The 12,409-nt window shown below is 31.2% G+C and carries 11 protein-coding genes and 2 tRNA genes; 8 read left to right on the forward strand and 5 right to left on the reverse strand.

The window, feature by feature from the left end; genetic code table 11:
* Positions 1-10: 10 nt before the first annotated feature.
* Both ACE3PD_RS06200 and ACE3PD_RS06205 read right to left on the reverse strand, forming a co-directional pair.
* Positions 11-847: a carboxypeptidase-like regulatory domain-containing protein gene (locus ACE3PD_RS06200; protein ID WP_374400615.1), complete on the reverse strand. Its 837-nt coding sequence runs from the start codon at positions 845-847 to the stop codon at positions 11-13.
* Positions 837-1,622, reverse strand: coding sequence for a carboxypeptidase-like regulatory domain-containing protein (locus tag ACE3PD_RS06205; RefSeq protein WP_374400617.1), 786 nt, complete (start codon positions 1,620-1,622; stop codon positions 837-839). The genes ACE3PD_RS06200 and ACE3PD_RS06205 overlap by 11 nt, the downstream gene beginning before the upstream one ends.
* Positions 1,623-1,725: 103 nt before the next feature.
* Here ACE3PD_RS06205 and pepE point away from each other — a divergent pair, with 103 nt between their 5' ends.
* Entirely contained in the window at positions 1,726-2,433 is a 708-nt protein-coding gene (gene pepE / locus ACE3PD_RS06210; RefSeq protein ID WP_374400619.1) for a dipeptidase PepE, read from the forward strand.
* A gap of 30 nt (positions 2,434-2,463) precedes the next feature.
* Here the strand turns inward: pepE and ACE3PD_RS06215 are convergent.
* Both ACE3PD_RS06215 and ACE3PD_RS06220 read right to left on the reverse strand, forming a co-directional pair.
* A tRNA-Gly gene (locus ACE3PD_RS06215) sits at positions 2,464-2,539 on the reverse strand.
* Positions 2,540-2,570: 31 nt separating this feature from the next.
* Positions 2,571-2,646: transfer RNA gene (locus tag ACE3PD_RS06220), tRNA-Gly, on the reverse strand.
* A 141-nt stretch (positions 2,647-2,787) separates the two neighbouring features.
* Here ACE3PD_RS06220 and ACE3PD_RS06225 point away from each other — a divergent pair.
* Both ACE3PD_RS06225 and ACE3PD_RS06230 read left to right on the forward strand, forming a co-directional pair.
* A complete protein-coding gene (locus ACE3PD_RS06225; protein ID WP_374400621.1) occupies positions 2,788-3,240 on the forward strand; it encodes a GNAT family N-acetyltransferase in 453 nt (150 codons plus the stop codon).
* A gap of 48 nt (positions 3,241-3,288) precedes the next feature.
* On the forward strand, positions 3,289-4,872 hold the full coding sequence (locus ACE3PD_RS06230) for a murein L,D-transpeptidase (protein ID WP_374400623.1): 1,584 nt from the start codon (positions 3,289-3,291) through the stop codon (positions 4,870-4,872).
* Here the strand turns inward: ACE3PD_RS06230 and ACE3PD_RS06235 are convergent.
* A complete protein-coding gene (locus ACE3PD_RS06235; RefSeq protein WP_374400625.1) occupies positions 4,861-5,592 on the reverse strand; it encodes a murein L,D-transpeptidase catalytic domain family protein in 732 nt (243 codons plus the stop codon). The two genes, ACE3PD_RS06230 and ACE3PD_RS06235, sit on opposite strands and share 12 nt — an antisense overlap.
* A 189-nt stretch (positions 5,593-5,781) precedes the next feature.
* On the opposite strand from ACE3PD_RS06235, the gene ACE3PD_RS06240 reads away from it, so the two are divergent.
* The 5 genes from ACE3PD_RS06240 to ACE3PD_RS06260 all read left to right on the forward strand — a co-directional run bounded on the left by ACE3PD_RS06240 (position 5,782) and on the right by ACE3PD_RS06260 (position 12,408).
* Positions 5,782-8,190 (forward strand): DUF5916 domain-containing protein, encoded by a 2,409-nt coding sequence (locus tag ACE3PD_RS06240; RefSeq protein ID WP_374400627.1) that lies wholly within the window; start codon positions 5,782-5,784, stop codon positions 8,188-8,190.
* An 83-nt stretch (positions 8,191-8,273) separates the two neighbouring features.
* Positions 8,274-9,791, forward strand: a complete 1,518-nt coding sequence (gene gpmI, locus ACE3PD_RS06245) for a 2,3-bisphosphoglycerate-independent phosphoglycerate mutase (RefSeq protein WP_374400629.1) — start codon at positions 8,274-8,276, stop codon at positions 9,789-9,791.
* Positions 9,791-9,979 carry a hypothetical protein gene (locus tag ACE3PD_RS06250; protein WP_374400631.1) on the forward strand — a complete coding sequence of 63 codons (189 nt, stop codon included), beginning with the start codon at positions 9,791-9,793 and terminating at the stop codon, positions 9,977-9,979. The genes gpmI and ACE3PD_RS06250 overlap by 1 nt, the downstream gene beginning before the upstream one ends.
* A gap of 108 nt (positions 9,980-10,087) precedes the next feature.
* Complete coding sequence (locus ACE3PD_RS06255; protein WP_374400633.1) at positions 10,088-10,759, forward strand: TetR/AcrR family transcriptional regulator; 672 nt, start codon at positions 10,088-10,090, stop codon at positions 10,757-10,759.
* Complete coding sequence (locus ACE3PD_RS06260) at positions 10,756-12,408, forward strand: peptidase domain-containing ABC transporter (RefSeq protein WP_374400635.1); 1,653 nt, start codon at positions 10,756-10,758, stop codon at positions 12,406-12,408. The genes ACE3PD_RS06255 and ACE3PD_RS06260 overlap by 4 nt, the downstream gene beginning before the upstream one ends.
* Position 12,409 lies beyond the last annotated feature (1 nt).

The raw sequence follows: 12,409 nt of genomic DNA on the forward strand, positions 1-12,409 counted from the left end.
AAAATAACAATTATTCGTTTTGTTTTTCAGAATTAAATATTTTTGCTTTTGACGTTAAATATTGAATAAGTTGCATTTCATATTCTGATTTTAAAAATAATGACAAATCTCGAACAGGCATTTCGGCATATTGAAGAAAAAGTGGAATATCTTCGTGTTTAATCTTTAAAGTTTCAACAAAAAAATTATGTAAAAAACGCTCAAACATATGGTCAGAAAAAGATTTAGATTGAATATCTCGTTGTCTTCGTTCTTCAAAAACACGTTCCGAATTTCTCTTAGAATTGTCTTCTTTCAGAAACAAACTTACTATTCCTGCCCCAATAGCAAGAAAATTAAAATTCGACCCATTTGGAGCAAAATGACTTGGCATTGCTGCATTAATAGGTGTTCCTATTCGAACATCATCTTCATAATGCATAACTTTTTTAGCATCAATTTTTGCAAAACCATCACCGTAAACTTGAATTCGTTTTATATCTTCCTCTACAATTCCAGTTAAAGTATAAGGCGTAATTTCTACTTCATCTAATTCATTGATACGAACTTGAAGACGAATTTCTAGTTCTTCTAACCAAAAATCTTTATCGGTTAACACATATTTTTTGGACTCATATGAAATTCCTTGAATGTAAAGTGTATCTGTAGCTCTAGCCTTTATTGAGAACTTACCATCAGCATTAGTAACCGCTCCGATATTAGACGTAATATTAAAAACTGTTAGATTTTCTACTTCTATAGAATCCGCCACAATTCGTCCTTTCAACACTTTTCTTTCAATATGTTGCGCCATTCCTATTTGCGAAATAATAACAAACAGCAACAATAAGTAATTATTAATTCTCATTGGCATTCTTATTTGAAGTTTCTAGTTCTTTTAACTTAAGATATTCCACCGCTAATTCTGAAAGAACAAAAGTAGCCATGGTTTTATTTTTATCTTTCATAGCATTTACAAATTTTTCATTCTCTACAATGTAAAACAGAAAACCATCTACAAATTCATCTGGAATTTTCAGCGTTTCAATAAAATATTTTCTTTCAAAATAATCCGAAGTTTTGGCTTGCAATAATTCTTTCCGTTCCACCACTAACTCTTTTTTTAGCATGGCCGTTCTTCCGCTTATAGAATTAATTAATCCATCAACACTCATCCCTCCAAGAGGAATTAACAAAGGACTATACCATTTAAAATCTCCAGCCGCGGCTAATTTACGTTCGGCTGGCGTATAGGTTTTTTGATTAGCAGGAACAATCCCAAGAGCAACAGCATTAATGTTTTTGTAATTAATAATGGCTACTTCCTCCAATTCTGTTATGAGCGATTCCATTTTGATTAACAATAAATCATTGGAGTAATCACTTTGTTTCATAACATATCGAGTAGCTTTTAAATTTACCGCACTAAATTGAAGTGTATCTGAAACTTTTGCTTTGATTTGAAAATAGCCTCTTGCATCGGTAATGGCGCCATTTCGTTTGGATAAATTAATTACGTGAATTCCTTCCAACAAAGAAGATTCTGAAACTATTTTCCCACTAACAATGGAATCATTTTGTGACAAAACGACTAATGGAAAAAAAATATAAAGCAGAAGTAATCGTTTTGCCATAAATTTCATTTTTATGTTATGTAAATTTAAGTGTAATCTTTTAAAATGAAATCCTAACAAGATGATAAACTTATGTTAAGACAAATTTGGTAGCTTTGTAAAAAAATAATCGATGAAAAATATAATTATTGCCAGTACTTCTACTTTACACGGAGGCGAATATTTAGACTATCTATTACCTGAATTACAATCGTTCTTTTCAAATGTAAAAGAGTTACTTTTTATTCCATACGCAAGACCTAGCGGAATTTCACATTATGATTACACCAAAAAAGTTAGCGAAGCATTTGCTAAAATTAACATTGCTGTGAAAGGAATTCATGAATATGAAAACCCTATCGAAGCTCTTGAAAAAGCACAAGGAATTTTTACTGGTGGAGGGAATACTTTTTTACTGGTAAGCCAATTGTATAAAAACAATGTTATTGACACGTTAGAGAAAGTAGTTAAAAACGGTACACCTTATTTAGGAACTAGCGCTGGAAGTAATATTTGTGGTTTAACAATGAGCACTACTAACGATATGCCAATTGTGTATCCGCCAAGTTTTAGAACCTTAGGATTTGTTTCTTTTAATATTAATCCACATTATTTAGATCCAATTGAAGGTTCTACTCATATGGGAGAAACACGTGAAACTAGAATCAATGAATTTCATCATTTTAATCCGCAACCGGTTGTAGGATTGAGAGAAGGAAGTTGGTTAGAAGTGAAAGGCGATTCTGTAAAATTAAAAGGAAATCTTACTGCTCGAATTTTCAAGAGAAACGAAACTCCTTTTGAAGTAGCTCCAGAAACCGAACTTAACGAATTGAAATAAAAAAAGCCTTGCAATTGCAAGGCTTTTTTGTGGAGCGGAAGACGAGGCTCGAACTCGCGACAACCAGCTTGGAAGGCTGGAGCTCTACCAACTGAGCTACTTCCGCAGGTGATAATTTTTAAAACTTTATCTTGTTTTGGAGCGGAAGACGAGGCTCGAACTCGCGACAACCAGCTTGGAAGGCTGGAGCTCTACCAACTGAGCTACTTCCGCATAACAAAAGCGTTAACTTTTGTGGGTGCAAATATACTTTAAAAGTTTTGGTAATTGCAAATTTTTTTTGATATTTTTTTCAAAGCTATTGCACTAACTTTACACTAAAATCAACACTCTTCTCTAAAAGATTAACTTTTAATGAGTTATATAGTTATGGAAATTAAAAAAATTAGTTCGACTGAAACATATCCTGTAAGACATGAAGTTTTAAGAAAAGGAAAACCAATTGAAACTTGCCAATTTAAAGGCGACGATGATGAAAATAATGCTCATTTTGGATTGTTCTTAAAAGATAAACTTGTGGGAATCATATCTATTTTCAAAGAAAACAATAATTTATTTTCAGAATCAAATCAATTTCAAATTAGAGGAATGGCTGTTTTGGAGGAATTTCAAGGAAAAGGATTTGGAGCCGAATTAGTAAAAGAAGCTGAAAATCACTGTATTCATTTGAATACCAATTTAATTTGGTTCAACGCACGAGAAAATGCGATTCCGTTTTACAAAAAATTAGATTATAAAATTATTGGCGATTCTTTTCTTATTCCTGATGTTGGCATTCATTTTGTAATGTATAAGAAAACACACTAAGAAGTTATTCAATAATTCTTCTTATATTTATATCACAATTGAGGTTTTATGAAAAAAATTGCGCTACTTCTCTTTATTTTTTCTTTTATTTCTTGCAAAAAGGAATCTGCTCCTATTGCGTTTGACAATAGTATTATAAAAGATACGGTTTTAAATATCATCATCAGACCCGTTCATCCTGATTTACTAAGTGACAAATCCGACAGTATAAAATTGTACTATCAAAAAATGAACTTTCACGAAATTTGGTATTTAGATGAAAACCGAAAAGATTTGATTAATGAAATTAAGTTTTGTTATGAAGATGGATTAAATCCAAACGATTATGAGATTAAAATTATTGAAGATCTAGAAAGCAAAAGAGCGAAATTAAATGATGAAGACATTGTAAAATATGATATTCTACTTACCGAAACCTTTGAAAAATTAGCTAACCATCTCCACAAAGGAAAATTAAATCCGAAAGAATTATATACCGATTGGGATTTAAAACCAAAAGAAATAGCGCTTTCTCCATTATTAGAAAAAGGGATTAAAGAGAAAATTATCGCTTCAACTTTTAAGGATTTAAAACCTAATCACATTGTTTATCAATTACTTAAAAAAAGCTTAGTTGAAATTGATAAATTCCCAAACGTAACCTTTGAAAAAATAAGTACAAAAAATAAAATTGTTGTAAACGACACTTTACCCGAAATGGTAAAAATCAAAAAGCGTTTGGCCTATTGGAAAGATTACAAAAACAAAGATAGCATCATCACTTGGGCTTATGACTCCATAACTTTCAAAGCGGTAAAACGTTTTCAAGCACGTCATGGTTTAGCTCCTGATGGCGTTATCGGAACTGGAACACTAAAAGCTTTAAACACCACTAAAAACCAGCGAATTGAACAAATATTTGCCAATTTAGAGCGTTGGCGTTGGTTTCCATCTGATTTGGGAAAACAATACTTAATATCAAACATTCCAGATTACATGTTGCATTATGTAATTGATAATGATACAGTAGCTTCACACAAAATTGTAGTAGGAACACCAAAAAGAAAAACTCCTATTTTAAGTTCGAAGTTATCTAATTTTGTTTTCAATCCAACTTGGACCATTCCTCCTACTATCATTAAAGAAGATTTGACTCCAGAAGCATCAAAAAATCGAAATTATTTCCCTTCGCGAAGATTAACAATATACAACAGTCAAGGAAAAGAAGTTAGTCCGTATGAATGGAATCCAGCCAGAGCTAACAATTACAAATACGTACAAAAACCAGGTTATAATAATTCTTTAGGCTTGGTTAAATTTAATTTTGCCAATCGTCATTCAGTTTATTTACATGATACCAATCATCGTGATTATTTTGTAAAAACGTATCGTTCGCTAAGTTCGGGTTGTGTACGAGTGGAAAATCCATTGGTATTAACCAAGCAAATTTTAACCAAAACCAATCCTAATAAATGGGATAACAATGAAATTGATTACGTTATAAAATTAGAGAAAACAAAAACAGTGTCCGTTAAAGACACCGTGAATGTATATTTGTTTTATTGGACGAGTTGGATAGAAAATGACAAACTTCAATTTAGAGATGACATTTATGAACTCGATAAAGTCCTTTTTCAAAAACTACGAAACTAACTTAGATTTTACAACATAATTTCTTGATGGATGATAAATAAAAATACAAGATTTTCCTTTTATTGTTTGAATCAATTCTTTGTGCACTTCGTAAGGAACAGCTGGGCAACCTTGACTTCTTCCTAATCTTCCTGTATTTTTAATAAACGATTTGCTTACATAATCAGCTCCGTGAACTACAACTGCTCTGTTTCTAGCATTATCATTTATTCCGTATTCCATTCCGTCTAATCGTAATGATAATCCGTGTTTTCCTGTATAAGTTTCTCCTGTTACATAAAAACCTAAACTACTTTTAAATGACTCACTAGCATTTGAAAAATCAGTTGCAAATTCAGAACCCGAATTTCTTCCGTGAGAAACTAACGATTTTAAAATCACTTTTTGTGTTTTCATATCAACAACCCACATTCTTTCTTGAGATGATGATAAGCTAAAATCAACAATCGTTAAAATTTCATTTTCGATTTTTCCCTGTTGTTTTAATTGCTCATATCCTTCAAAAGCAGCAATGAAACTTTCAAAAGAAGGTAAAGAAAAACCATTAGCATCGATTACAGAATAAAATGATTTAGTTTTAGCTTCAAAAGTCGCTTTCGCATTTGCAGCAATTAATTTTGGATCTGTTGATGTAACTTCATTCTTAGTGTTTTTTGTTGTATTTAAAGGCTTGAACGAAAAAATGCAAAATAAAATTAGGGGCAAAAATTTATAAATCATTGTTAATCTTGTAGTTGTATTATTATTGTGATGTGCCAAATATATTTATTATTTTTAAACCTGCAAACTTTTTTATGTATTTTGTCGAAAATTTTAACCTTTCATCGATTATTCGTACAAAAGTTAAACATTATATAAAAAAAGTAGACATATATAATAATCCTATAATTTTGACACAAATTTTTTTTGATGATAAATAGATTCAGTATAACAATTCTTTTTTGCTTAGCAAGTTTTCTTTATTCATTTTCACAAACAAAAAAAAGTGTTTCTACTAAAAAAACAACTGAAAACATTTCAATTGATGCTGAACTTAATGAGGCTTCTTGGAAAGACGCAGAAATTGCCACCGACTTTGTTTCTTTAGAACCAAAAAACGGAACTCCAATTCCTGAAGAATTTAAAACTGAAGTGAAAATTTTATATTCTAATGATGCTATTTATATTGGTGCAAAATTATATGACCCAAATCCAGAGAAAATTTTAAAAGAATTAGTAGAGCGCGACGAAATTGGCACTTCTGATTTTTTCGGAATTTTTATAAATGGTTACAACGATGGCCAGCAAGAATTTAGATTTTTCGTTACTGCTGCCAACGGACAAATCGACACCAACTTTACTTCTGCGGAAGGTGAAGATGGTTCTTGGAACGCTATTTGGGAAAGCAATGCAAAAATTACCGATTTTGGTTATGTCATCGAAATGAAAATTCCATATGCTGCACTACGTTTTCCTGAAAAAGACAAACAAACTTGGGGGCTTAACTTTTTTAGAGAAGTTCGAAGAGAACGTCAAAAATACACTTGGAGCCCTATTGATAATAAAATTGGAGCTATTTCGCAACAAGCCGGAATTTTAACTGGAATCGAAAACATCAAAACCCCTACCCGATTGTTCTTAATTCCTTATTCTTCGTTTTACCTTTCTGGAAGCGAAACTCAAAAAACAAAAGGCGAATTAAAAGGTGGTTTAGATATCAAATACGGAATCAACGACGCTTTTACGTTAGATGCGATTTTAGTTCCCGATTTTGGCCAAACAAAATTTGATAATGTGGTTTTGAATTTAGGTCCATTCGAACAACAATTTAACGAAAACAGACCTTTCTTTACTGAAGGAACTGACTTATTTAGCAAAGGAAATTTATTGTATTCGAGAAGAATTGGACAAACCCCTGATTTAAATTTAAACATAGCTGCAAATGAATCGGTAGCGTATCCCGGAACTGTAAATTTATTAAATGCCTTAAAAATTTCGGGGCGTGATAAAGATGGTTTAGGAATTGGATTCTTAAATGCTATTACCGAAAAAACAATGGCTACGGTTTCAAATGACGATAATGATAATACAAGACAAATTGAAGTTTCGCCTTTGACAAATTATAACGTGATGGTTTTTGACCAACGATTTAATCAAAATTCATCGGTAACTTTCATCAACACAAATGTTACAAGAAACGGAAGTTTTAGAGATGCCAACGTAACCGGATTATTATTTGATTTGAACAACAAAACCAATACATATAATCTTTCTGGAGGATTAAAATCGAGCAGTATTAATGATGTTGAAAATAAAAACGGTTATAACGCATCGTTATATTTTGCAGAAACAAACGGAAAATTCAGATATAGTTTCGGAAGCGAATACATGTCAAAAGACTTTGAAATCAACGATTTAGGAATTAATTTCAGAACCAATTACTATTCCTTTTCTGGAAACACCAACTATCGAATTCTGAACCCAAATAAAACCTTTAATACATTTAGAATTAATCTGAATTCTTACTTTGAATTTTACACGCCAACAAACCAAATCCAATCTAGTAATTTCAATGTTAACTTAAATTCTACAAACAAGAAAAATCATTATTTTGGCGCTGGAATCAACTTTAACCCTTTCAAAAATTACGATTATTACGAACCGCGTGTTGCCAACAGATATTTCGTAAATCCTACAAATGTTGGTGGATTTTTATATTTTTCATCAAATTACAACAACAAATTTGCAGTCGATTTTGAACCTTTCATAACACATGTAATTAATGAAAATAGATACGAAGCTGGAGTAAATATTAGTCCAAGATATCGTTTTAGCGATAAGTTTTCATTGGTTTACGGCTTCAATTATTTTAAACAAAAAAACGATATTGGTTTTATTGATTTCGAAAATTCAAACATCATTTTTGCTAGAAGAGATAGAGATACTTATACCAATTCAATAACAAGTAAATTTTCGATAAGCAGCGAAATGAACTTTAATTTATCGGTAAGACATTATTGGTCTTTGGCCGAAAACAATAAAATCAACAATCTGAACGAAGATGGAAGTTTATCGCCAAACACAACTTATTCAGGTAACCGCAACTCAAACTTTAGCACTTGGAATTTAGATTTAAGTTACTCTTGGTGGTTTGCTCCAGGAAGTCAAATGTCGATTTTATACCGAAATAATGCTGCAACTTTTGACAGAACCATCAATAAAAACTTTAATTCAAATTTTTCTAATTTATTACAGGACAATTTGAATCATATTTTATCAATAAGTGTCCGTTATTTCATCGATTACAACCAAGCTAAAAACTGGATTAGAAAAGGATAAATCACTTAATCGTTTTCGTAATTTTAATTCGCTTTTTCATTTAAAAATTTACCAATTGTTTATCTTTGTACAAACACACAAAAATGAACAAAAAAGTAATTTTAATGATATTGGACGGTTGGGGAAAATCGCCCGATCCAAAAGTTTCTGCAATAGACAACGCCAATACACCATTTATTGATAGTTTATATACAAAATACCCAAATGCCCAATTAAGAACTGATGGTTTAAACGTGGGTTTACCCGAAGGGCAAATGGGAAATTCAGAGGTAGGTCATATGAATTTAGGCGCTGGAAGAATCGTTTACCAAGATTTAGCCAAACTGAATTTAGCGGTTGAACACAAAACCATGAGTCAAGAAAAACCACTTATGGATGCTTTCGATTATGCCAAAAAGAACAATAAAGCAATTCACTTCTTAGGATTAGTTTCAGATGGTGGCGTGCATTCTCATACTTCGCATTTAAGAGGTTTGATTGATGCTGCTCAAGAAAGTGGTGTTCAAAACTTGTTTGTTCATGCCTTTACCGATGGTCGTGATGTAGATCCAAAATCAGGAGCAAAATACATTTCTGATTTAGAAAATTATCTTCAAAATACCAATGCAAAATTAGCTTCTGTAATTGGAAGATACTATGCAATGGATAGAGACAAACGTTGGGAAAGAGTAAAATTAGCTTACGATTTAGTAGTAAATGCAGAAGGAAATCACTCAAAAAATGCGGTTACGACTATCAACGAAAGTTATGCAAATAATGTAACCGACGAATTTATCCAACCTATTGTGATGGTGGATGAAAACAATAATCCCGTTGCGAAAATTCAAGATGATGATGTGGTGATTTTCTTCAATTTTAGAACCGATAGAGGAAGAGAATTGACTGAAGTTTTATCGCAAAAAGACTTTCATGAATTCAACATGCACAAATTGAATTTGTATTATGTTACGATGACCAATTACGATGAAACGTATGAAAATGTTCATGTAATTTACGACAAAGACAACATCACAGAAACACTTGGTGAAGTTTTAGAAAAAGCCAATAAAAAACAAATTCGTATTGCAGAAACTGAGAAATATCCGCACGTAACCTTTTTCTTTTCTGGCGGAAGAGAAGAACCTTTTGTAGGCGAAACGCGTATTTTGAAAAATTCACCAAAAGTAGCTACTTACGATTTACAACCCGAAATGAGTGCTTTCGAACTAAAAGATGCTTTAGTTCCTGAACTTAAAAAAGGTGAAGTTGATTTTGTTTGTTTAAACTTTGCCAATGGTGATATGGTGGGTCACACAGGCGTAATGGAAGCAGCAATTAAAGCTTGCGAAGCCGTTGATGTTTGTGTAAAAGAAGTAGTTGAAACTGCTTTAGAAAACAATTACACCACAATAATCATCGCCGACCATGGAAATTGTGAAACGATGATTAATCCAGATGGCTCACCAAATACAGCACACACAACAAATCCAGTTCCAATTATTTTAGTTGATAAAGAATTAAAAAATATTCAAAATGGTGTTTTGGGCGACATCGCTCCTACTATTTTAGATTTAATGGGAATTGAAAAACCTACTGTTATGACTTGTAAATCTTTATTATAATGAAACGTGTTTTATTTATTTTAATTTGTTTATCATTTGTTGGATGTACTTCGACTTTCAAAGCTTCCAATGGTGAGGATGGAAAACCTGGAGAAGATGGAAAACCTGGAACCGAACAAAAAGGTACTGATGGTGAAGACGGAAAAAATGGAAAAAATAAAAGTACAACAATAGGCATAAAAGCATAATTATCAATCCCGATTCGTCGGGATTTTTTTGAACGATTCTAAAATAAAAGTTAAACTTTTGAGATTTGATAGTAATACTGTTATATTTGCATTGTTAAATATTAAGGTATGCAAAATTTACTATCCAACTTAAAAATAACCATTAACGAAAAACTGTATGTTAAGGATCCTGAGACTTCTGAACTTGGGCTTAACATTTTAAAAAACAGCATCCTATTAATAGACGAAATTGGATTTGAAGCTTTCACATTCAAAAAATTAGGAGAAAGAATTCAATCTAACGAAAGCTCTATTTATCGTTATTTTGAAAACAAACACAAGCTTTTGGTGTATTTAACCTCATGGTATTGGTCTTGGATGGAATATCGCATGGCTTTTGCCACAATAAATGTTTCTAATCCAATTGAAAAACTAGAAAAAGCTATTAAATTAGTAACAGAAAATGTGATAGATGACAATGCAACACCTCACATTAATGAAGAAATTCTTAGCAGAATTATAGTTGAAGAATTTACTAAAACCTTAATGACAAAAGAGGTAGACAACGAAAATAAAGAAGGTTTTTTCTTAGTCTATAAAAGAGTAATCAATAGAATTATTGAAATAATTAAAGAAGTGAATCCAGATTATCCATATGCAAAAAGCTTAGCTTCTAGTATTGTAGAAGGTTCTCTTCACCAACATTTTTTAAAAAATCATTTAAAAACTATTACCAACTTATCTGAGAAAGAATGCGCAACCGAATTCTACACAGATATGGCTAAAAAAATACTACTATGACACCATTAAAAAGATTCAAAAACCTCATTTTAATAGACAAACAAGATATTTATCAAATATTCTTATATTCTATTATCGCTGGATTAATCAGTTTGTCGTTGCCTTTAGGAATTCAATCAATTATCAACTTTATTCAGGCAGGAAAAGTAAGTACTTCTTGGATTGTTTTAGTAGGAGTTGTTGTTATTGGTGTTGCTTTTGTAGGATTACTAAAAATCATGCAATTTAGAATTACCGAAAACTTACAACAAAAAATATTCGTTCGTTCCTCATTTGAATTTGCTTATCGTTTTCCGAAAATAAAATTCAATGAATTACACAATCAATATCCACCAGAATTAGCGAATCGATTTTTTGATACGCTAACGGTTCAAAAAGGATTCACTAAACTTTTATTGGATATTTCTGGAGCCGCTTTGCAAATATTTTTCGGTATTATTTTACTTTCTTTATATCATTCCTTTTTTATCTTTTTCGGATTGGTACTTTTGATATTATTGTATTTAATTTTCAAAATCAACTTTAATATAGGATTAGAAACTAGCTTAAAAGAATCAAAATACAAATATAAAATAGCACATTGGCTACAAGAAATTGCCAGAAACCATTTGAGTTTTAAAAGCAATTCTATTTTTAATTATTCCTTACACAAAAACGATAAATTGGTAAATGAATATTTAAAACAACGTGAGAATCATTTTCAGGTTTTGATGAAACAATTTGTGCAGTTAACTGGATTTAAAATTTTGATTACTGCTGGCTTATTAATAATTGGAGGATTATTAGTAATCAATCAACAAATGAACATCGGGCAATTCGTTGCGGCTGAAATTATTATTTTGAGCATTATTGCAGCGGTTGAAAAACTGTTTTCTGGATTAGAATTGTTTTATGACGTGCTAACTTCTTTAGAAAAATTAGGTTCAGTTGTGGATATGGAATTAGAAGAAGATGTTCAAAACTCAAATTATTTAGTTGACCGAAATAAAATAACAATTGAAACTGAAAACGTTTCTTTTTCATATCCAAAATCCGATAAAGAAATACTAAAAAACATCAATTTATCGATTGAACCAAAACAACATACCTTAATTTTAGGCGAAAATGGTTCTGGGAAAACAACTTTAATTCGTTTGTTAGCAAGATTAATTGAACCATCTTCGGGAAGTATTTTCATAAATAATACCAATTACAAAAAGTATTCATCTGAAGAATATCGCTCAAAAATTGGAATTATTACAGCTCATGAAATGCCATTTGAAGGTACAATTTTAGAGAATATCACTTGTAATAATCCAGAAATTAAAATGGAAATGGTTTTTGATTTAATCGAAAAGTTAAAATTAACCGAAGCCATCAAAGCACTTCCTAAAGGATTAGACACTCAAATTTCATCAGAAGGTAAACAAATTAATTCGTCAACCATTCAAAAAATTGTGCTGGCACGTTGTATCATCAACCAACCCAAATTATTGTTTTTAGAAAATCCATTAGACAAATCAGACGAACAAAGTTGCAGAGAAATTATCGATTTTTTAAGCGAAGAAAAACATCCGTGGACATTAGTTGTTGCAAGTAAAAACAATTATTGGAAACAAATTTGTAAGCAAACCATTCTTTTGGAAAAAGGTGAAATTAAATCCATTTAAG

Origin of the sequence: Flavobacterium sp. (genome assembly GCF_041911335.1) — a bacterium.
In the GTDB taxonomy this organism is placed as follows: Bacteria; Bacteroidota; Bacteroidia; order Flavobacteriales; family Flavobacteriaceae; genus Flavobacterium.

Coding starts and splice junctions, on each gene's coding strand:
- ACE3PD_RS06200 (WP_374400615.1), bottom strand. CDS start 847: ATGAGAATTAATAATTACTTATTGTTGCTGTTTGTTATTATTTCGCAA.
- ACE3PD_RS06205 (WP_374400617.1), bottom strand. CDS start 1,622: ATGAAATTTATGGCAAAACGATTACTTCTGCTTTATATTTTTTTTCCA.
- pepE (WP_374400619.1), top strand. CDS start 1,726: ATGAAAAATATAATTATTGCCAGTACTTCTACTTTACACGGAGGCGAA.
- ACE3PD_RS06225 (WP_374400621.1), top strand. CDS start 2,788: ATGAGTTATATAGTTATGGAAATTAAAAAAATTAGTTCGACTGAAACA.
- ACE3PD_RS06230 (WP_374400623.1), top strand. CDS start 3,289: ATGAAAAAAATTGCGCTACTTCTCTTTATTTTTTCTTTTATTTCTTGC.
- ACE3PD_RS06235 (WP_374400625.1), bottom strand. CDS start 5,592: ATGATTTATAAATTTTTGCCCCTAATTTTATTTTGCATTTTTTCGTTC.
- ACE3PD_RS06240 (WP_374400627.1), top strand. CDS start 5,782: ATGATAAATAGATTCAGTATAACAATTCTTTTTTGCTTAGCAAGTTTT.
- gpmI (WP_374400629.1), top strand. CDS start 8,274: ATGAACAAAAAAGTAATTTTAATGATATTGGACGGTTGGGGAAAATCG.
- ACE3PD_RS06250 (WP_374400631.1), top strand. CDS start 9,791: ATGAAACGTGTTTTATTTATTTTAATTTGTTTATCATTTGTTGGATGT.
- ACE3PD_RS06255 (WP_374400633.1), top strand. CDS start 10,088: ATGCAAAATTTACTATCCAACTTAAAAATAACCATTAACGAAAAACTG.
- ACE3PD_RS06260 (WP_374400635.1), top strand. CDS start 10,756: ATGACACCATTAAAAAGATTCAAAAACCTCATTTTAATAGACAAACAA.